The sequence below is a fragment of the Pseudomonas sp. R2-60-08W genome (genome assembly GCF_003852335.1).
In the GTDB taxonomy this organism is placed as follows: Bacteria; Pseudomonadota; Gammaproteobacteria; order Pseudomonadales; family Pseudomonadaceae; genus Aquipseudomonas.
Genome location: NZ_CP027731.1, coordinates 2,252,924 through 2,273,562 on the forward strand (window position 1 = coordinate 2,252,924; position 20,639 = coordinate 2,273,562).

General features: G+C 58.9%; 13 protein-coding genes and 2 pseudogenes. 4 read left to right on the forward strand and 11 right to left on the reverse strand.

All coding sequences use genetic code 11. The features are described 5' to 3' along the window. The first annotated feature begins 44 nt into the window (after window positions 1–44). The 3 genes and pseudogenes from C4J90_RS10410 to C4J90_RS10420 all read left to right on the forward strand — a co-directional run. A complete protein-coding gene (locus C4J90_RS10410; protein WP_256657896.1) occupies window positions 45–1,376 on the forward strand; it encodes an APC family permease in 1,332 nt (443 codons plus the stop codon). Window positions 1,377–1,459: 83 nt separating this feature from the next. Beyond that, window positions 1,460–1,909 (forward strand): annotated as a pseudogene (locus C4J90_RS10415) (SDR family oxidoreductase); the annotation flags it as partial. A gap of 461 nt (window positions 1,910–2,370) precedes the next feature. Beyond that, window positions 2,371–2,631, forward strand: a pseudogene (locus C4J90_RS10420) (integrase); the annotation flags it as partial. Window positions 2,632–2,823: 192 nt separating this feature from the next. Here C4J90_RS10420 and C4J90_RS10425 read toward each other — a convergent pair. The 10 genes from C4J90_RS10425 to C4J90_RS10470 all read right to left on the reverse strand — a co-directional run bounded on the left by C4J90_RS10425 (window position 2,824) and on the right by C4J90_RS10470 (window position 17,011). After that, window positions 2,824–8,037 carry a dermonecrotic toxin domain-containing protein gene (locus C4J90_RS10425; RefSeq protein WP_124419700.1) on the reverse strand — a complete coding sequence of 1,738 codons (5,214 nt, stop codon included), beginning with the start codon at window positions 8,035–8,037 and terminating at the stop codon, window positions 2,824–2,826. Between the two features lie 349 nt (window positions 8,038–8,386). Continuing rightward, the gene (locus tag C4J90_RS10430; RefSeq protein WP_124362297.1) at window positions 8,387–9,469 is read right to left on the reverse strand and encodes a chemotaxis response regulator protein-glutamate methylesterase; all 1,083 of its coding nucleotides are present in this window, start codon (window positions 9,467–9,469) and stop codon (window positions 8,387–8,389) included. Next, window positions 9,432–9,965, reverse strand: coding sequence for a chemoreceptor glutamine deamidase CheD (cheD, locus tag C4J90_RS10435; RefSeq protein ID WP_124362298.1), 534 nt, complete (start codon window positions 9,963–9,965; stop codon window positions 9,432–9,434). The genes C4J90_RS10430 and cheD overlap by 38 nt, the downstream gene beginning before the upstream one ends. Continuing rightward, window positions 9,962–10,771: a protein-glutamate O-methyltransferase CheR gene (locus tag C4J90_RS10440; RefSeq protein WP_124419701.1), complete on the reverse strand. Its 810-nt coding sequence runs from the start codon at window positions 10,769–10,771 to the stop codon at window positions 9,962–9,964. Before C4J90_RS10440 ends, cheD begins: the two co-directional genes overlap by 4 nt. Window positions 10,772–10,780: 9 nt before the next feature. Then, window positions 10,781–11,320, reverse strand: a complete 540-nt coding sequence (locus tag C4J90_RS10445; protein WP_124366576.1) for a chemotaxis protein CheW — start codon at window positions 11,318–11,320, stop codon at window positions 10,781–10,783. 36 nt (window positions 11,321–11,356) lie between these two features. Continuing rightward, window positions 11,357–13,012 carry a methyl-accepting chemotaxis protein gene (locus C4J90_RS10450; RefSeq protein ID WP_124419702.1) on the reverse strand — a complete coding sequence of 552 codons (1,656 nt, stop codon included), beginning with the start codon at window positions 13,010–13,012 and terminating at the stop codon, window positions 11,357–11,359. Between the two features lie 29 nt (window positions 13,013–13,041). Further along, window positions 13,042–15,072, reverse strand: a complete 2,031-nt coding sequence (locus C4J90_RS10455) for a chemotaxis protein CheA (RefSeq protein WP_124419703.1) — start codon at window positions 15,070–15,072, stop codon at window positions 13,042–13,044. Window positions 15,073–15,113: 41 nt separating this feature from the next. Then, window positions 15,114–15,401: a lipid asymmetry maintenance protein MlaB gene (locus C4J90_RS10460; protein ID WP_124414359.1), complete on the reverse strand. Its 288-nt coding sequence runs from the start codon at window positions 15,399–15,401 to the stop codon at window positions 15,114–15,116. A gap of 16 nt (window positions 15,402–15,417) precedes the next feature. Further along, window positions 15,418–15,786: a response regulator gene (locus C4J90_RS10465; protein WP_124366580.1), complete on the reverse strand. Its 369-nt coding sequence runs from the start codon at window positions 15,784–15,786 to the stop codon at window positions 15,418–15,420. A gap of 10 nt (window positions 15,787–15,796) precedes the next feature. After that, a complete protein-coding gene (locus C4J90_RS10470; protein ID WP_124419704.1) occupies window positions 15,797–17,011 on the reverse strand; it encodes a methyl-accepting chemotaxis protein in 1,215 nt (404 codons plus the stop codon). A gap of 782 nt (window positions 17,012–17,793) precedes the next feature. On the opposite strand from C4J90_RS10470, the gene C4J90_RS10475 reads away from it, so the two are divergent. Further along, window positions 17,794–19,095, forward strand: coding sequence for an Nramp family divalent metal transporter (locus C4J90_RS10475; protein ID WP_124362306.1), 1,302 nt, complete (start codon window positions 17,794–17,796; stop codon window positions 19,093–19,095). A 36-nt stretch (window positions 19,096–19,131) separates the two neighbouring features. Here the strand turns inward: C4J90_RS10475 and C4J90_RS10480 are convergent, their stop codons facing one another. Beyond that, complete coding sequence (locus C4J90_RS10480; RefSeq protein ID WP_124419705.1) at window positions 19,132–20,619, reverse strand: FAD-dependent oxidoreductase; 1,488 nt, start codon at window positions 20,617–20,619, stop codon at window positions 19,132–19,134. Between the last annotated feature and the right edge of the window lie 20 nt (window positions 20,620–20,639).

The window sequence follows — 20,639 nt, forward strand, 5'->3', positions numbered from 1 at the left end:
CCGCGCCGGATGATCGCTCATTGCAACCCACGCCAGAGCCGCCCATGCCCGTATCCAGCCTGACCCAAGGCGCACCCTCCAAACCGTCCTTGCGCCGCGCCGTGACGGGGCCGATGTTGTTTCTGTTCATCCTCGGCGATGTGCTCGGCGCCGGTGTGTATGCACTGGCCGGCACCATCGCCGGCGAGGTGGGTGGGGCGATCTGGGTGCCGTTGCTGGTGGCGTTGTTTTTTGCCATGCTCACGGCAGGCTCGTACGCGGAACTGGTGACCAAGTACCCCCATGCTGGCGCCGCTTCGGTGTTCGCCGAGAGGGCATTCAAGTCACCGCTGATTTCATTCCTGGTCGGCTTCAGCATGCTTGCGGCCGCCGTCACCAGCGCAGCGGGGCTGTCCCTGGCGTTTGCCGGCGACTACCTGGCGGCGTTCATCGAGGTGTCACCGCACCTGGCCGCGCTGATATTCCTGGCAGTGATAGCGCTTCTGAATGCGCGCGGTATCAAGGAGTCGCTGGGCGCCAACATGGTCATGACCTGCGTCGAACTGTCCGGGCTGCTGTTGGTGGTGGTGGCCGCGGCCTGGTGCATACAGTCCGGCGAAGCCAACCTCGGCCGCGCGCTGGAGTTCAAGGCCGGAGTCAACCCGATGCTTGCCGTACTGGGCGCGGCATTGCTGGCGTTCTATTCGTTCGTCGGTTTTGAAACGTCGGCCAACCTGGCCGAAGAAATACGCGGCGTGCGCAAAGTGTATCCGCGTGCGCTGTTTGCTGCGCTGGTGACGGCGGGCGTCGTATATATGGCGGTCGGTGTCGCCGCTTCGGTGGTGCTGCCGATGGACAAGCTGACGGCCACATCCGCGCCGTTGCTCGAAGTGGTGCGTGCCTCGGGCTTGAGCATCCCGCCCCAGCTCTTCGCCTTCATCGCGCTGGTGGCGGTCGCCAACGGTGCGCTGCTGACCATGGTAATGGCCAGCCGCCTGGCCTATGGCATGGCCCGCATGGGCCTGTTGCCGGAGCCACTTTCGCACGTGCTGCCCAAGCGGCGTACGCCTTGGGTCGCGATCATCGCCAGCACCCTGGTGGCCATCGCCCTGACCTTGACGGGTACCCTCGCGGCGCTGGCCGAGACGGTCGTGCTGTTGCTGCTCTTCGTGTTCCTCAGCACCAACCTGGCGGTGCTGGTACTGCGCCGCGACACCATCACCGAACAGCATTTTCGCGTGCCGACCTGGGTGCCGGTGCTGGCAATTGTTTCGTGCTTGATCCTGCTCAGCCAGCAAAGCCTGGACACCTGGCTGCGCGGTGGCGCGCTGATGCTGCTGGGCATGGCGCTGTACGCATGCAACCGCTTGGCGACACCGGCTGTAGGCCCAGGCTAACCACTCATCTGATCTATATCCCCGGCTGAAAAATCCCTGTAGTGCCCTTAGGGCTTGAACACCGCCAGCAGGCAATTATCGGCCTGGAAGACATCCCTGACGAGGATTGGCTAAAGACCTTTAACGTTAACGTCACTGCGATGTTTCGCATCTGCAAGGCCGCGCTGCCGCACATGGTCCAAGGCAGTTCGATCATCAACACCAGCTCGGTCAATTCCGATGCGCCCAACCCCACGCTGTTGCCGTATGCGGCGACCAAAGGCGCGATCGCCAACTTCACTGCGGGCCTAGCGCAGATGCTCGGCAAGCGCGGTATTCGCGTCAACAGTGTGGCGCCCGGGCCAATCTGGACGCGATTGATCGTATCGACGATGACCGAGGACTCCGTGAAGAGTTTTGGTGGCAATACGCCGCTGGGGCGCCCCGGCCAGCCAGCCGAAGTCTCGCCCATCTATGTGCTGCTGGCGTCGGATGAGGGCAGTTATATCTCCGGTGAACGTTACGGCGTGACAGGTGGCAAGCCTATTCTTTAAATGAAGCGAGGCATTCGATAACGACGACGTAGGCGACTTTCTGGTTGAGCGGCTCAGCCAACGGGGGGGGGCGATGCCGCAGAGGCACTAGCAGCGCTGTTACCGTTGTCCATCACACCATGTACCGTCCGCTTGCTGGTCAGCTTGGATGCTGTCCGCCTGATGGCGATGGACAGGATGAAACGGCACAGCCGGGATCCTGCTTTCTAGGCCTTGATACTCCCAGAAAACAAGTCCAGAATTAAGTCTTTTCCTGCCCAGGAAAGAAAAGAAACCCCTTAGATTTCAATGAGTCGGACGCCAGATACGAGTCTCGTTTCCCGCTCCAAATATCGATCTACAGAGTTCCATGGAATTCTGTAAGTCATTAAAAATAGACGCTTAGGCGTCTTTTTTTGTTCCGCCAAAATCCATCGAAAGCCACGGATATCTGATCTTGAGCGAGGGCTGTGGGCCATTCCGTGCCCCTGTCGACCCAGGCGGTGGAGGTGGTGCGCCAATTGTTGAAGAAGGTGCGTCCCGCTCAACGCCACTTGTTGTCCCATCGCAGTAACCTAGGCCAGCGGATCAGTGAAAACACCCTCAATGGCGCCCTGCGTCGGATGGGCTGTATCGATCAACTGACGGGCCACGTATCCGGTGCCACGCTGTCTACCGCGTTGCATGACATTGGCTACCCCAAGCCTTGGATTGACGCCCAGTTGTCCCATGCGGATCCGGACAATCCCTATTCAGAGTTTTCAGCCCAAGTTGCTCTTCAGGTGGAAGGCAAAGCCAGCCAAGAGAAACTTGCGCAGTCCTTTGCGTAGCACACTCTTACGGTCATCATTGAAAAAGACAGCAATATGGTTACTCGCGAGCCGTCGATAAAATTGGCACAACTTGCCATCCGTGCATGCTCTAAAATTTTGGTGCTATGGGGCTGCGTTGCCTTCCAGCGCCCATTCCAAGCTTCCAGTTGGGCTGGGTGGGGTATCCAGCTGGCGACCCAAGCGACTGATCAATAACGCTGTGGAATCGGCATTGCTCAAGATACTGATCACCCTTCGCAGTGGATCAGTGCTAAAAATCTGCCGGGCATCGTCAAGGGTCTGTCCGCCGGTGACCCTTAAAATGTGATGTAGAAGCGAGCCTTCGGGGTCTATCAGGGTCGAGGCTGTTGAGTCGAGGACCTGAAACAACTCATTCGGCGGTGTGTTGCTGGACAGGGGCGCGTTCTGACTCCGCTCCACGAACGCCTTAGCAATTCGGCCTTGTGGCGTGTGGGTATCAATCAGATCTGGATAGGGGTGTACCGACTCTAGATAAGCGATGTCGTGGGTTCCGCTGACATGGTGGGTGAGTTCATGAATGAGGGTGACCGCACGCGCATGGACGTTGACGTAAAACGGTTCTCTCAGCAAGTTGTTGTAATTGAGTGTCGGTTTGAAAAACGCTGCGGTCAGGTAGATGATGTTATGAGTGTCTGGAACCAACGTAAACGCCAACACCTGTTCGGTTCCAGGAGGGGGAGTCATGCGTGACTCCCCTATGACAAAACGGATTGACTGGGCGTTAGTCAATGATGGCTCTGTGAGAGCGTTGTAGATCAGATCAACAGCAAACTGTATGCGTATCAGGTGATCGGTTTCAACCGTCTGGAGTCCGAAGAATTTCTTGATGTGCGTGAGCGAGCGTGTCAGCGCTTGGGGAGCATTGGCCAATAGACGTAAGTTGTCTCTGGCGTTTTTTGCATAGTAGGTGGCCAACGTCAGGGCTTCAGTGATCATCAGCGCTTGTACAGGGTAAAGCGTTCGGATGGCCTGCATGCCGGAGGCCTGGATGTTCATGCTTTGTCGTGCAAAGGGCGATGAGTAGAACCGGTTACTCAGGCGTGATAACGCTCGGCGTGCAGAGCGCAACGGTACCGGGCTGCTGAGCATCCACTGTTCTCGGGTGTTTTTGTACACGTAAGGGCCGATCTCGCGGCCATGACTGATCCGCCACCGTTCACCCTGTTTGGTGACTTGGACGACCTTACCCTCGACGGGAGCGTAATAGTGATTCTGCTCGGATTGGTAGAGTCCAAGGCGGTCAATCTTATTCAGGTCTTGCAGGGCCCTGTCGGTCAATGCATAAGCTTGCAACTCTGTTCGTTCGGGGGCGGTAATATCAAGGGCAGGCCATTTCGCCACAGCTTCGCTTGCGGTGCTGTTGGGAGGAGTGGACAGGATTGTTTCTGGCGAAGAACGGGAAACCTGTTCGCCGGTTTCAGGCATCGATTGGCGCAGCATGGCCAGCTCTGCCACACCACTGATGAAATTATCCATCGCTTCACGCCAATGATGGCCCTGCAAATTCTCGGCAGAAGCCATGAACAGTTTGAAGCTCTGCCAGACGATCCAGGGGTAGGCCAGTTTTCCGGCAAGAAACAGAACCCCTTGGTAAATTGCGCTTTTGAAGATGTCTATTACCCAGTTCCAGTGCGCGTGCGCATTGGTAATAAATTGACAGCCCAATAACATCGTAAGCACTTCAAGATTATCGGTAAACAGGCGGTTGAACAGTGGGCCGGTGATGGGGTTGGAAGTCAAACGCAAAGTGCTTGCTGTATTGGCCGACTGAACGAAAAAGCTAGTCAGCGTCGTTTGGTGTGCGTCCCCAAGCAGCCTGAAAATCCAAGTTTGCAGTTCGCCAGGCCGACTCAGCTCAGTCAGCAGACTCGCTTCGTCCAGGTACTCTTTAAAGTCATGGCTTTGACTGTAGGGGGCATACAGAATATGCGGTCCCTGGCCGGTTGTTGGGCTGATCAGATAGACGCCCGTCACTTTAATCGCAGTACTGGCGGCAGAGGTCAGAAATTCCAGTGGCCGAATAGTAGCGTTGGTATCAATCACGGCGGCACGGGCGATCGCATCCGGCATGTCGAAGACCTGCTGAATAAACCCGAAGGCGGTTTCACTGAGGTTCTTTTGGAGCATTTGCGCATGAGCGTATTGTAAAAGTTGCCAAGGCAGTTGCCTTGCAAATAGTTGCTGGCGTTCTGCTTGTCCTGGAGTTCCGGCGCCCAGCATTGTCTTCAAGTAGGTTTGATAGTCACTACCCAGTGTCAGCGCCTGGAGCTGAATGTTCAGTGTTCTCCCGTCGACCATTGTGGAAAAGAGTTGTGCGCCAGTCGACGTGAAACGTGGGGGAACGATGGCCCTTTGGTCGCGATGGAGCAACGCATAGTTAACTAATGTCACCGTTCGTTGGGCGCCGGCGTTGGAAGTCGTGAACGTTACGTTGATCTGATCAGGGGTCAAGGCGCTTTGAGGGGCAATGCTCCGTAACAGGGTGGAGAGTTTTTTCCGAGTAAAGCTTTGGATGGATTCGATGCCGTGCAGATAATCCTGATTGTCCTGCACATTGTTTCGGTACTGCTCCAGGAGTTCGACGTGTAGCTGTTGGTCTCGCTCAGGGGCCATACCAAGCCATTGAGGCAATGATTGTTGAAAAATCAGGGCTTTGGCAATCGCCATGGCGCGCTTGAGATTGTTCGCCGGTACGCTCTGCGTGATGTGGACTTGCCAAATATTGCGCAGTTGTTGGCTGGACAGTGTTGAACCCAGTATTTGGTTTTGTTCCCATCTCTTTTGATCGGCCCAAGTTTGCTGGTGATGTGCGCCGAGGTTATCTTCAATGAGTTGGAGCGCGCCGAGTGTATAACGATGGCTGGGGAGCTGTAGCGATGGTGCCAGATGCTCTATCAATGCCAAGCGTTCATCAGCGTCAGCCAGGCGTTCAGCCAACTCGGTCTTGGCATGGGCCAATGAGTCGAATGTTTCCAGCCCCAGGGCCGATGTCCAAAGGATGGCGCGGCCGGAATACAACACGTCTTGTCCGCCTCGTTCTGTCAGCAAGAAGCAGCCAGTTAATGTCACGGGGGCTGTCAGCTCTTGGCTGTTCAGCGTCAAGGCAAATGCGTCAGGTCTAAAGCCGTTCAGACTGCGGCGCATGTCGCGCTTGTAACTATTCAGAACCTCGAGTATGACCGCCTGGTCAACGGGCAGCAGCGATTGGTTCAGCCCCCTGAGTAGGACTTCCCCCCTCAATCCGCCAGTCAGCGCTGTTTCAAACAGGGTCGAGAGGTCAGGGAAGATATTATGGATGCGCCGCAGATAGTCTGGAAACTGCTTTAAGGCGCTGTCGATCAGTGCGTTAAAGGTTCGTATGTCCAGATTGGAGAGCTTTGTGGCCACACCTGCGGAGATTGCTGTAAATAGCCCGTAATGAGGGGTATTGGGTGCAACCTCCGCCTCTGCACAAAGTCGTTGAAGAAAATACTCCACCATGCTGATGGAAGTCGTCGGTGAGCGCCCCTCAATCTCACTTGGCGGGCCAGGGTACTGGTTTAGAAAAATATTCGAGGCGTGCAGATTACCTCGTTGTGCGTTTGCCATTAGCGAATTGAGCAAGGCTGCGGCGCATTGTTGCAACGTTGGACGGGTTGCGACTTTGCTGTTCACTTCGTTGTCGATACGTTCGAGTTTTTGTAGTTCAGCCTGAGCGGCTGGCAGAACCGAGGGGGGCGGTGACGGGTGCCATGAGGCTGACAATTGAGTGCTCCAGCGACCTTGGGCGTCGAGCTCCAGCAATTGGCGATCAATCATGGCGCGCACATCAAGAAGATTATCGATTGTAGCGTTGATGTCGATTGTGCCCTTGCTTTGGCGGTACAGGTCGAGAGCGAACTCCAGGTTCTGAGCCTGCTTTTCGATGATGCTCTGCACTAGGCCAGGAAATAGGGCTTCGGTGGTGGGCGCGGTGATGATGGACAATCGGACGAAGTCAATGATGGAGTAGCGTTGTGGTCGAGAGAGGTAGCCCATCCATAGATCCGGCTTTCTCACTGTATTCAACATGTTCAACAAATAAGATTTGAGTCGCGTAAGGTCGTTGAACGTCTGGAAACCCTGGGATTGTGTGTAGAGAAGAATGGCCTGTGGGTTGGAAGTGCTTTCTTGCTGGCTGAACACCAAGGTGCCCGCGAGCTCGACATAGGTCATATCCGAGGACCCCAGCAACGTTTTTTCGATCTTGATGGTAGGCGAGGATGTCATTTTTTCTGTAAGAGGGAGCGCTTGCAGCGCAAGGCGTTGCTGGGGCGACAGATAGTTTTGCTGCTGTTGGTCGAGTAACGCAGCCCGAAATTTGTCGGCCATGGCAATAGCTATCAGGTTCAGCCGTGATAAGCCCGTTTGGCTCTCAGACTTCCAGAATGTGCTGAGTTGTTGGGTGATATGGTATTTCAAGCCGTGGGCAAGTTCTTGTACGGCTCTCTCCCAGTGAAGTTGGTCGTCGGTATGGCTAGCGGTTTGTTCTGTGGAGGTGGGCCATTCTGGATGGCTGTACTGCCTGGTTTCACCCACGGGCCAACTGTTGGCCACAAAATAATCAAGGACAGTCACGCTTAGTGAGCGGCTCGCAATGGGCCGTTTGGTCGATGTCAGCGTGCCGTTCGGTGCCCGTGTGGTTTCGGTGGTGTAGCTGTTTACGCGGGTTTTGCGCTGATCCAGATCTGGAAATCGTATGCGCAATGTTTCGGTTAAATATTGGTCGAGCATTGAAGTAAAACTGGGCAGCATGCCCAGTTCATCGAGAATTTGCTGTGCATTGTCGACCTGATTGTATGCAATGGTACGGTGCAGTGCTTCGAAGACAGCGCCCACGATGGGATGGACGGTGATTGTCAACGCATCATTATTTTTCAGAGTTTGCCGCTGCGCGATGGATAAGTAGCCCGCCAATGCTTCTTGCTGCTCGGAGGGCTTCAACCAGGTACTCAGTTGCGCGAGGACTGTGGCTCGACTCTCAAACTTCTCCAATCCCCGACTAGGCGTGTACAGGAAAACACTGCCATCAGGAGAAGGACTCAACAGACATGCACCTGCGAGCTCAATCGGTGGGGCCCCGAAAGGGGTCACGGCGATAGCTTCGACGTGCATCGGCTGCGGCTGGCCAATACGAGCCGCGTCGTCGGCAAGATAGACATTGTCAAGCCAGGCCAAGTCCTCCAGCGTAAATTTTCGCGCCCGCTGGCGTTCGGTCAGGTGTTCTCTTGTAGCTAGCGTTTCAGTGAAGAAGTACGGTAAATCGTTGTCGTCCATGGTCATTGGCTCAAAGCAGTAAGGGGCGCGGCTCTTGAACCGTTTCCGTTCGGATGAGCGAGAGATTGTCCACACAACTTTGCGAGCCTGAGCAGTACATATTTAGTCCGAAAACCATAGCGACGGCGTTGACCGGACTGGTCTTCCACCCCCAGATCGGTGATCAGCTTGCCGATGTCGATTATGACCGGGTTTCTGCAAGGTCTTTATCGCCTCGACAATCGGTTGCACGCGCAGCCCAACGGCGGTGCGACAATTCGACAAGCCCGCTCGCCACAATAGCCCTATCTGCCGGGCGTTCAGCGTAGAGCCAAAGTTGTAAAGACACCTATACCTTTGGTGCTCAGGCTCACTTATACAAAATCGCCTGATGAATATTCTCCAACGCCATGATGCGCTGGGCGGCGTTGAGCTTGATGGCTTCCTTGGGCATGCCGAACACCACGCAACTGGCTTCGTCCTGGGCTACCGTGGCGGCGCCGGCTTCGAGCATTTCCTTTAGCCCGCGTGCGCCGTCGTCGCCCATGCCGGTCATGATGATGCCGGTGGCGTTCTTGCCGGCGAATTTGGCTACCGAGCGGAACAGCACGTCCACCGACGGGCGATGGCGGTTGACCAGTGGGCCGTCGATGACCTGGGCGTGATAATAGGCGCCGCTGCGGGTCACCATCAGGTGTTTGCCGCCGGGAGCGATCAGGGCGAGGCCGGGCAGGATGCGGTCGTTGTTGCGCGCTTCGCGCACTTCGATCTGGCACACGCTGTTGAGGCGCTCGGCAAAGGAGGCGGTGAATTTTTCGGGCATGTGCTGCACGATCACCATGCCAGGGCACACCCTCGGTAGAGCAGTCAACACGGCCTCCAAGGCCTGGGTTCCGCCGGTGGAGGTGCCGATGGCGACGATGCGTTCGGTGGTCTGGGCCATGGCGTGGCCGTTGGCGGCGGGCAGGATTGCGTCTGCGCTGAGCTTGCCGGGTGGCGCGAGGGCGGGTGTTGGTTGGACGGTTCGTTTGCCCAGGTTCTTGACGTTGGAGTTCGCCGCCGCGCGGATGGCCGCGACCAGCTCGGCCGCCGATTCGATCAGGAAATTCTTCAGCCCGGTGGTGGGTTTGGTGATGATTTCCACTGCTCCGGCCGACAATGCCTGCAGGGAGGTTTCGGCGCCTTTCTGGGTCAGCGAGGAACAGATCACCACCGGTGTCGGCCGCTCGCTCATGATTTTGCGCAGGAAGGTGATGCCGTCCATACGCGGCATTTCGACATCCAGCACGATCACGTCTGGCCATTCCCGAGCCAGTTTATCCATGGCGAAAATCGGGTCGGACGCGGCGCCCATCACATGGATGTCCGGCGTGTCGTTGAAGATCGCCAGCAGCACTTGCCGTACTACGGCCGAATCATCGACCAACAGCACGCTGATTTTTTTGGTAGGCATTTTTTTTGAATGTTCCCATTGGTTGGTGCCGGACCCAGACGTTGCCGTTCCACAGGTCGAACACAATATTGCGATAGCCGGTACTGCCCATGTCCTGAGCGGTCAGGTGCAGGTGATGGCGCTCGGCCAGGGCCAGCGCTGCGCGAATATTCAGGCTGGCCACGTCCTGCGCCGGGAGGGGGCGCGGCTGTTCGGGGAACATCTCGCCGCCGCCGAACAGCTTGACCTGATAGTCCTGGGCCTGCGTGCCGTTGGCATGAGCGTGGCGCAGCAGCAATTCGAGCGCCTCGTCGGCATATTTGCCATCCAGGGGCTGACCTTTGCGCGAGCGCGCCGGCAACATGAAATGGCACATGCCGCCGATCAGCCGTTGCGGATGCCAGAAGGTGATCGCCACACAGGACCCGAGCAAGGTACGCAAGCGTGTCGGCCGCGTCGCAAAACTGACTTGGCCCGGCGCCAGCACCACTTCGACCACATCGGCAGGCTTTTTCATGGCTTGCGATAAATCGACGGCGCGACCAGCTTCAACGTGTCGTTGACGCCGTTGAGGCTTTCGGAGTGGCTGATGATGAAGTAACCGCCGGATTTGAGCAGCGGCAGCAGCCTGGCGACCACCTGGCTTTTGGTCTGCTGGTCGAAATAGATCATCACGTTGCGCAAGAAGATCACATCGAACTCGCCCAGGCCGGGCAGCGGTTCGTTCAGGTTGACCTGGATAAAGTTGACCCGGTTGCGCAGGGCCTTTTCGATCAGGAAAGTCCCGTGCTGGCGCCCTGTTCCCTTGAGGCAATATTTGACCAGCAGCGGCTGGGCCAGGGTGCCGGCGCGCTCCATGGAGTAATGCCCGTTGCGTGCCTTGGCCAGCACCTGGGTGCTGATGTCCGAACCGATGACTTCCCACGGCGTGGTGCCCAGGTTCTCCGCCAGCGTCATCGCCAGGCTGTAGGGTTCTTCGCCCGAAGAGCTGGCCGCGCTCCACACGCGAAACAGTTTGCCCGGCGGCGCCTTGGGCAGCACCTGCTGGCGCAGGAAGTCGAAGTGCTTGGGCTCGCGGAAAAAGTAGGTCTCGTTGGTGGTCAGCAGGTCCAGCGCAACTTGCAGCTCACCCTTGCGCTGGTCGCTCATGATCAGCTTGAAGTACTCGCCGTAGCTCTGCAGTTCGTAGTGTTTGAGGCGTTTGAACAGCCGCCCGGCCACCAGGGCTTTCTTGGCGGGCGACAGGTTGATGCCGGCCGCGCGGTACAGCCAGGACTGGAACTGGCCGAATTCACGATCATCGAGTGGGCTGGTGCCTGGCATGATCGAGCCTCAACGCGCGTCGAGGTCGAGAGCCAGCGCCTGGCCAGTCTCGGCCAGGCTGGACATCTCGTCGATGGACAGCACTTTGTCCACCTCAAGCACAATCACGAACTTACCATCGACCTTGGCCATGCCGCTGATGAAATCCGCGCGGATGCGTGCGCCGAAGTTGGGTGGCGGTTCGATCTGTGTCGCCGGGATTTCCTGCACGGCGGAAACGGTGTCGACCAACAGCCCGATATCCTGCGGCTGGCCGTCTTCGGTGATGGCCTCAATGATGATCACGCACGAACGCCGGGTGATCGACGAGTTCGGCCGGCCAAAGCGCGCCGACAGATCGACCACCGGCACCACGGCGCCGCGCAGGTTGATCACGCCGCGCACGAAGGCGGGCATCATCGGCACCACGGTCAGGCTGCCGTATTCGATAATTTCCTTGATGCCCAGAATGCCGATGGCGAACATCTCGCCACCGAGCATAAAGGTCAGGTATTGCGCATCCTCGCCTGCCGCGACGGCGGTATGGCGGGTAGTCATCACTGCGCCCATGTCATTCTCCCTGTGAGCCCGCATCGAGTCTTGCGATCAGAAGCGGGTGAATTCCGATTCGTCCGGGGCGCTGGCCACGTTATAGGCGAAGGCTTTGCGCGGTACCTGCTGCTCCGCGCGTGGCGGCTGGCGGTCAGGCTTGCCGGCGCTGCCCACGCTGCGGCCTTGAACCGCGGCCTTGGGGCCGGAGTCCAGCACGAAAAAGCTCATGGCCTGTTGCAGCTGCTCGGCCTGGCTGCTCATTTCTTCGGCGGTGGCGGCCAGTTCCTCGCTGCTCGAGGCATTTTGCTGGGTCACCTGGTTGAGCTGGGTCATTGCGGTGTTGATCTGCGCGACACCGGCGGCCTGTTCCTCGGACGCGGCACTGATTTCCTGCACCAGGTCGGAAGTTTTATTGATGGAGGGCACCATTTCGTCGAGCAACTTGCCGGCTTTCTCGGCCATGTCCACGCTGCTGGAAGACAGTTCGCCGATTTCCTGAGCGGCTACCTGGCTGCGCTCGGCCAGCTTGCGCACCTCGGCGGCCACCACGGCAAACCCCTTGCCGTGCTCGCCGGCCCGGGCGGCCTCGATGGCGGCGTTGAGGGCCAGCAGATTGGTCTGGTAGGCGATGTCATCGATGATGCTGATGCGCTGGGCGATTTTCTTCATCGCCACCACCGTCTGCTGTACCGATTCGCCGCCTTCGGTGGCTTCCTTGGCGGCCTTGCTGGCCATGCCATCGGTGACCTTGGCGTTTTCGGTGTTCTGGTTGATGCTGGCGCTCATCTGTTCGACCGACGCACTGGTTTCCTCGACGCTGGCGGCTTGTTCACTGGTGGCCTGGCTCATCGATTGCGCGGTGGCGCTGACTTGCTCGGAAGCACTGGCCAGGTTATCGGCGGCGTTGCGCACCTCACCGATGATATGCGCCAGCTTGCCGACCATGTTGCGCATGGCGTTGAGCACCATGCCGGTTTCATCCTTGGCACCCGGTTCGATGTGCGCGTTGAGGTTGCCTTCGGCCAATTGCCCGGCGGCGGTGGCGGCTTGTCGCAACGGGCGGGAAATGATCCGCGCGATGAACAGGGCCAGGCCAATGCCGATCAACAGGGCGACGACCAGCGCCGCGATGATTGACAAGCGTGCGTTTTCATACAGCGACGCGCCCTTGTCACCGGCGACGGTGGCGCCGGCGTCATTGAGTTCGACCATCTTCTGCAGGCGGCTGGTCACCTCATCGAAATGCGTCTTGGACTCTCCCCTGAGCAAACCGCGAGCCTGGGCTTCCTGGTTCTGCCGGGAAAATTCCAGCACCTGCTTGCTGGCTGCCAGGTAGGCGGACCAGGCACTGTTCACGCTGGCCAGGAGCTGGCGGTCTTCATCATTGGACAGCAATTTTTCGTAGGTGCCCATGCGGGTTTCGAACTGCTGGCGCGCGTCGTCGGCTTCCCGTTCGGCCTGCGCCTTCTCCTCGGCGATCTCGGTGCCGATGTGGCGGTTTTCCTTCAAGCGATAGTTGGCGGCAAAAAAGCGCATGCCGGCCGCTGCGCGCATGGAGGGCATCCAGTTGCCCTTGATGTCCTGGGCCGCCTGATTGACTGCACCGAGCTGGTGAATGGCGAAGCCGCCCATGGCCGCGGTAAGCGCCAGGACCACCAGGAATGAGCTGATCAGCTTGGTGGAAATTTTCAAATCGTAGAACCATTTCATCGGGGAACCTCCATGGAATTGCAAATACGTCAGCGAGCAGCGACCGGGGGCGACTGAGGCGCCTGGGCCGTGCGAGCTTCCAGTTGTACGATTTGGTTGAGCAGTGCCGGTATATCCAGGATCAGGGCCACTGCGCCGCTGCCCAAGATGGTCGAACCGCTGATGCCGCGCAGTGCGCCGAACAGCTTGCCCAGGGGTTTGATCACGGTCTGGAACTCACCGAGCAGGTCATCCACCACCAGCCCGGCCTTGTGCTCGGCGTAACGCACCACCACCACATTCTGGCGGCGGGCGGCCGGGCCTTCGTGGCTGAAGTGATGGCGCAGGTCCACCAGCGGCAACACTTCGCCACGCAGGTCCAGATACCCCTGGTCGCGGCTGGAATGGCGCTGGTGATCATCCAGTTCGATGCATTCCTGAACCATGTCCAGCGGAATCACGTAGGTGGATTGGTCGATGCCGACCAAAAAGCCATTGATGATCGCCAGGGTCAGCGGCAAGCGAATGCGCACCACGGTGCCCTGGCCGGGACGGCTGTCCAGGTCGACGGTGCCGCGCAACAACGTGATATTGCGCTTGACCACGTCCATGCCAACACCACGCCCGGACAGATTGGTCACCGCCTCGGCGGTCGAGAAACCGGCTTCGAAGATCAGGTTGTAGATCTCCTGGTCGGTGAGCACCGCGCCGCTGGCCACCAGCCCGCGTTCCTGGGCCTTTGCCAGGATACGTTCGCGGTTGAGCCCGGCGCCGTCGTCGGCGATTTCGATGACGATGCTGCCCGAGTCATGATAGGCATTGAGGCTCAGGTGGCCTTTGGTCAACTTGCCGGCCGCGCGCCGCGCCTCGGCGCTTTCGATACCATGGTCCATGGCGTTGCGCAGCAGGTGCATCAGCGGATCGCCGATCTTCTCGACCACCGTCTTATCCAGTTCGGTTTCCGCGCCGCTGATGATCAGGTCGATGTCCTTGCCCAATTCCTGGCTGACATCGCGCACCACGCGGCGAAAGCGGTTGAACGTGTCGCCGATGGGGATCATGCGCAAGTGCAGGGCGCCATCGAGTATTTCTTCCACCAGCCCTGATACCGTCGAGGTGGCCTCTTGCAGCGGGTCGTTATTACAGGAGCGGGCCAGCAGGCTCGCGCCGGCGCTGGCGATAACCAGCTCGCCGACCAGGTTGATCAGTTCGTCGAGCTTGTCGGCGTTGACCCGCACGTAATTGCCATCCCGGTTTTTTTCGCCGGCCGCCGCCACGCGCTGCTGCGCGGGCGGGGCAAATTCAGCGCGGGGGGCCACCTCGGTCGCGGGGCAGGCAGGGGTGTCGACGGGGTCGTCGACGGCGCTGATGCTGACTTCACAGTCGTCACGCACAAAGTCGAACACTTCGTTGAGGGTGGCGTGGCTGGCCGTCGAGCGCAGGTCGATTTCGAACCCCAGGTAGCAGCTTTCCGGGTCCCAGCTGTCCACGGCCGGAATGCCGTCGGTCAGGGTGGTGACCTGCAACAGCGTGCCCAGGGTGTCGAGGTAGCGCAGGAAGGACAACGGGTCCATGCCGTTGCGAAAGACATCCACGCCGAAGCGCAGGGAAATATGCCAAAGCACTGCGTCCGCCGTGGCGTCGTCCACCGCCGCGGTTTCGACGCGGGCAGTCGCGGTCTGCAGCGGCTGATAGGCACTCAGCGCCTCGCGCAATACCTCACCGCGCTCCAGCGCGGCAGGCGTGGGCGCCTCACCGCGGCTGGCGACCACATCGATCAGTTCGAGCATGTGGTCGCCGCACTTGAGCAGCAGCGCGATCAATGCGGCGTCCACCGCTACACTGCCGTCGCGCAGGCGGTCGAGCACATCTTCGACGATATGCGTGAACCCCACGATCGACGCCAGACCGAACAGGCCCGCCGACCCCTTGATGGTGTGCGCGGCGCGGAATATCGCGCCGATGGCATCCTGATCGCCGGGCTCGCTTTCCAGTTGCAGCAGGGATTGCTCCATGGCCTGCAACAGTTCGCGTGCCTCGACGATGAATGTCTGCTGTGCCTGATCGAGATTGATGCTCACCTGGACCTTCCTTGTCGATCAATGAGAGTGGGCAGCGCTGGCTACAACGCGGCGTTGCGACACAGTTCAAGCGCCTGGGTGACCGCTTGGCTCTGGCCGGTCACGCTCAAGGCGGTGCCGGCAATGCCGGCTTCACGCTGGATGACCGCGAGCAACTGCAAGCCGGCGCCATCCATCTCGGTGACCTGTGACAGGTCCAGCTCCAGGCGAGGCGTCGCGCCCGTTTGCGGCAGCAACGCGCTCGCCAGTTCGGCCACGGTGTAAATCGTGAGTTCGCCGTCAACGCCCACGCGGGCGGTGTCGTCGAGTGTTTCGCACGTTATCGGCATGGGGGCCTCCCGGGTGTCAGGGCAGGATCAGTTTGGATACAGCTGCCAGCATTTGCGCCGGCTGGAACGGCTTGACCACCCACGCCTTGGCGCCAGCAGCCTGGCCTTCGGCCTTTTTCGATTCCTGGGACTCGGTGGTCAACATGATTATCGGGGTGAACTTATAGTTGGCCAGCTTCTTGACCTCCTTGACGAAGGTGATGCCGTCCATGTTGGGCATGTTCACGTCGCTGATGATCAGGTGCACTTTCTGCCCGTTGAGCTTGCTCAGGGCATCCCTGCCGTCGCTGGCCTCGATTACGTCGTAACCGGCGCTTTTCAAGGCAATGCCGACCACTTGCCGCACGCTGCTGGAGTCGTCGACCACTAGTACATTCTTCGCCATGAGGGGCTCCTTAAAAAAACGTGATGTCTTGAGAATTCTGTTGCACGGAGGCCGCGCCATGGTGCGTGCGCCGTTGCTCATCAGTGGCGTAGGTGGCTTCCATGCGCGCCAGCCACTGCCGGGCGTCGACGGCCACGGCCTGGTCCGGGGACTGGCGGGTCTGCATAAGGTGCTCATGCAAGGCGTGCATGTTGTCTCGCACATGGCTGAGGATCTGGCTGACCCGGTCCTGGAATTGCAGGTTGACCAGTACTTCAGTCATCTCATCACGAATGCCGTGGCTTTCCTGCTTGAGCAGGTCGGCGGAGTCGGCCAGGCGCCCGGTGATGTTCTGGAAGCGTTCGAGCACCAATTGAATGCTGTTTTCAGAGGCGGCCACCGAGTTGCTGTCCTGGTCGGCACTGCTGGAGGCGGCCTGCACCAACTGGGTGATGGCGTTATTGATGATGTCGACCTTGGCCGACATCTGCTGGCCGGTTTCGCTGGATTTGCTCGACAGGCTGCGCACGGCATCGGCCACCACCGCGAAGCCGCGACCGGCTTCACCGGCCCGCGCCGCCTCGATGGCCGCATTGAGCGCCAGCAGGTTGGTTTGTGCGGCAATCGCGGCCACGTCGGCGGCCATGGTGCGCAGTTCGCCGGTATAGGCGGTCAGGCTGCGTACTTGGGCGAGCGTCTGGTCACGGCTGGTTTGAGTGGCCTTGAGTGAGTTGATCACCTGGCTCAGCTCGCTGTCGCTGCGCGCCAGCACCTCCAGCGCGCCGTCGGCGGCCTTGCCGTCCAGTTCGCCGGCAGCCTGCTGCGAGGCTTGTACCGTGTCCTGCAATCGCGCAGCTATCCCGGTAAATCGGTTGGCCAGGCTCACAATCGCGTCTTCGGTCTGCTGACGCGAGCTTTCCACCTGCTTGGCCCAGATCGGCATGGCGCCCAGCAACACTTCATCAAGCTGTGCCCGTGAGGCCATGCCGCTATGCGCCGCCTGCGCGCCTGACTGATCCGCCAGCGCCCACGCGGTGGCTCGCAGCACTGCGTCACGCTGCGAACCGGCGCTCCAGGCGCACGCACCGAGGCCGATCAGCACCACTACCGCGCAGGCCGCCAGGCTGGCCACAGAGGTTGACTGCAATAGGATCCATATAACGGCGGGCACCACCGGAATGAAAGCGAACCAAAGAAAGCGCGGATGACCAGGAAGGGGGGCGTGGCTGGATTGACGCTGGGTCATGAGTTCGGTCCTTGAACAGTCTTGCGGATATAAACAACATAGGGGTTATCTGCTGTATATAGAATAGCTTTAGCCTGCCGCTGTACCGTCCGTCCGATTGATGATAATTATGTTACTTACTTAGAGAGATATTGGTGGTAGTAAGTAGAAGGAGATGGGTAGGGTTCTAGTGTCCGCGTACGTCTTGATGTTTATCGATTAATCGGGCAGGCAGATTCAAAGTGACAATTTAGTTGAATCGTCGGAAAGTTCGTACCAAAGCGGCTTTATATTTATTGCATTTATTATTATCGCATCGGTTATTGCTACCGTTATTCTCGCGGTGCTGTTGACCAAGAGTATTGTTCGGCCTCTCTCTTAGTTGATTCTTTTACAAATGAACCTACATTGAACGAATTGATTCGAGAGACGAATCCGGTATTGCTCAAGTCGTTGAATGACCCAATGATTGCTTTCTGCCAGTGGTGCTTTGGGGCAGCGGCCAAGAGGGCGGGGGTCTCACAGGTGATTTCTTATTTTTGTGATCGTGGTAGGTCATCCTATGACCGTGCCTGAACGACAGCAATAGCTGCTTTTCTCAGGATTGAAACATATGCCGTGGCTCAGGCGCAGCGTTTGCGTGAATTTGACCCGGTTCAATATCATTTCTACAGCCCGACGCCTCCGCTTTCTGCTGCTGAAACATTTATAAACACTCTCGTTTAAGAATTGTTGTACGACGTCGTATCTATCGTGTTCGACTGCGCTCGTTCTCACAAAAAAAATAAATGGAGATACCCTCTATGACGAGCATTCGTTCCGTCGAAGGCCAGGCTGCGGCGCCCGCGCAAAATCGATTTTCCCGAATACTCAAACTGCTGGGCCCCGGAATCATCGCGGTACTGTCATGGCTGGGCGCAGGTGACCTGATCACGTCGTCCGTGGCCGGTGCCAATTACGGTTACGCAATGATGTGGGTGCTGGCGGTCTCGCTGCTCCTGAGATACCTGATCGTAAACATCATCGCGCGCTTCCAGCTGTGCAATAACCAGGGCATGACCATCCTGCAGGGCTATGCCCAACTGAATCCCTTTTTTGCCTGGTTCATGCTCGTGTACGCCCTGTTGATGGGGCACTTGATGAACGCCTACATGATCAAAGGGGCGGGTGAGTCGCTGGCAATGCTGTTTAAAAGCGACCAGCCACTGCTGTGTTCATTGGCGGTGGTACTCGCGGTGTGGATGCTGGTGGGGCGTAATATCTATTCGATGATCGAAGGCGTGATGAAAGTGCTGTTGGCGATCATGACCCTGGCCTTCATTGCCTTGGCCGTGATGTCGGGTCCTGATGTGGTCGGCATCGTCAAGGGCACCATCGGCTTCAGCATCCCACCGGATGAAGGCGTGCATGGCGCGCTGCTGGTGGCGGTATCGGTTATCGGCGCGGTTGCAGGCTCCATCGCCAACTTCGTGCATCCGTATGTCATGCGCCAAAAGGGCTGGGTCGGGCCGCAGCACAAGCGTGTTCAACGCAACGATCTGCTGTTTGCAGTGTTCGTCGGGATCGTCATCAACCTGGCCATCTGGATTGTCGGCGCGGAAATCCTGCGGCCCAACGGCATCGAGGTGAAGACCTTGGGCGATCTGGGCAAGGCCCTGGAAATGTTCTTCGGCCCGGTGGGTTGGTATGTGTTCTTCATCGGCGTGTTCGCCACCTTGTTTGCCAGCATTTCCGGCAAGACCACCGCGTTCCCGATGCTGATTACCGATGCCTTCCAACACGTTCGTCCTGAACGTCGCGAAAAGTACGGCAAGGAGTTTCATCATGACCCGATGCACAAATGGTTCATGCTGTTCATCCTGGTCACACCGTTGATCTGGTCGCTGCCAGGCATGCCGGATTTCGTGACCCTGACCATTGGCGTCAGCGCGTTGAACATCATTGGCTTGCCGGTTATTTCCCTGGGCCTGCTGATCATGTCCAACCAGAAGTCGCTGCTGGACAAGCAATATCGCAACAACCTGTTTGAAAACATCGCGTTGCTCTTCGCTACAGGCCTTGCGCTGTGGGTTGCCTTCCAGTTGAGCGTCGATCTGTTTACCTGACAAAGAGCCACCGTGGGACGCAATGTCCCTCGGTGGCTAACCTGGGCGCGCATGTGTGTAGCGAACCAGGTAGCCAGCCAGCGCAGCCGCCTGATCTTTGCTAAAGAACCCTGCCAGATAGCCATCCGGCCTGACCAACACGGCGCAGCCTTCACCGAGGGCGTAGAACCGCGCGAACTGACCCAGGTGATCTTCGATCTCCAACCCGGGCCCGACGCTGTGAATGTGCAAGCCTGCGCTTGGCGCGAAGTCCGAGGAGCCATTGACCAGCAAGGTCCAATGGGTGCCTTGGAACAGGTTGAACAAACGCGCTGGGCTGCCGCTTGCGCCTCGCACGATGGCATCAGGTGCACGATCGCCTGGCGCGAGCGCGCTTTTGGCAACTTGCGACGCGAGCGATAACGGCGAGTGCGGATAACCGATATCCAACTGCTGAGCTTCACGGGGCCGTCGGTTGTCGCCAGTTTTGAAACCTGCAAGCAGCCGCGTGGACAGGCCGAGCACATCCGCCGCCACTGGCCGGCGCTCAGCTTCGTAGGTGTCGAGTAGCGTCTCTGGTGCGCCGGCCAATACGGCGGCCAGCTTCCAGCCCAGGTTGTAGGCGTCCTGAACGCTGGTGTTGAGCCCTTGCCCGCCGGTTGGCGGATGGACATGCGCCGCATCGCCGACCAGCAACACCGGCCCCTCCCGGTAACGCTCGGCGAGCCTGGCATTCATGCTGTAAGTGGAGGACCAGGCGACTGAACGGACCGTGATGTCTGTACGCCCGGTGTGCAGGGCAACACGTTCGGTCAGCGCCGCCGCACAAAGGTCAATCTCGCCCTCCAGGGGAACAGGCGCCTGGATCTGGAACAGGTCGGTGCCTGCCAACGGGCAGATAGCCAATGGGCCTGAGCCCGCACCCTCGAACTGGTGCCACACGTCGCGCGACAATCCAGCCAATTCCACATCGGCCACGATCGCTCGCACGCCCAGGGTCTTGCCCGCAAAGCCAATCCCCAAGGTACCGCGCACGAAGCTGCGCCCACCATCGGCGCCCACCAGGTACCGGGCCTTGAGTGTCTGCTCGCCATCAGGGGTTGCGAGTACGGCGTTGATCCCCTCGGACCCGACCACCATTGCAGTCAGCTCGACACCAAACGCTGGGGCATGCCCCAGTTCGATCAAGCGCTCGCGCAAGATCGCTTCGGTCTTGAACTGGGGAATCATCAACGCAAGGCAATACGGCTCTGCAGGTGTGGGCTCGGCAACGCTCGTTACCGGCTGGTCAGCGTGACTGCCATCGGGCGCGTATTTGCGAATAGCCGGGTAGATACCCCCTGCGGCCCTGACCCGGTCCAGGATCCCGAGATCTTCGAAGACCTCCTGGGTACGAGGCTGTATGCCTTTGCCGCGCGAGCCCGAAAAGGGGGAGGGGCGCTTTTCGATGAGGGCAAAACTCACCCCGCGCCGGGCCAAGTCGATTGCCAGGGTCAGGCCAGCGGCACCGGCACCACAAATCAGGACGTCAACAGAGTCACGCATTTCACTTCCCCTAAGAATGT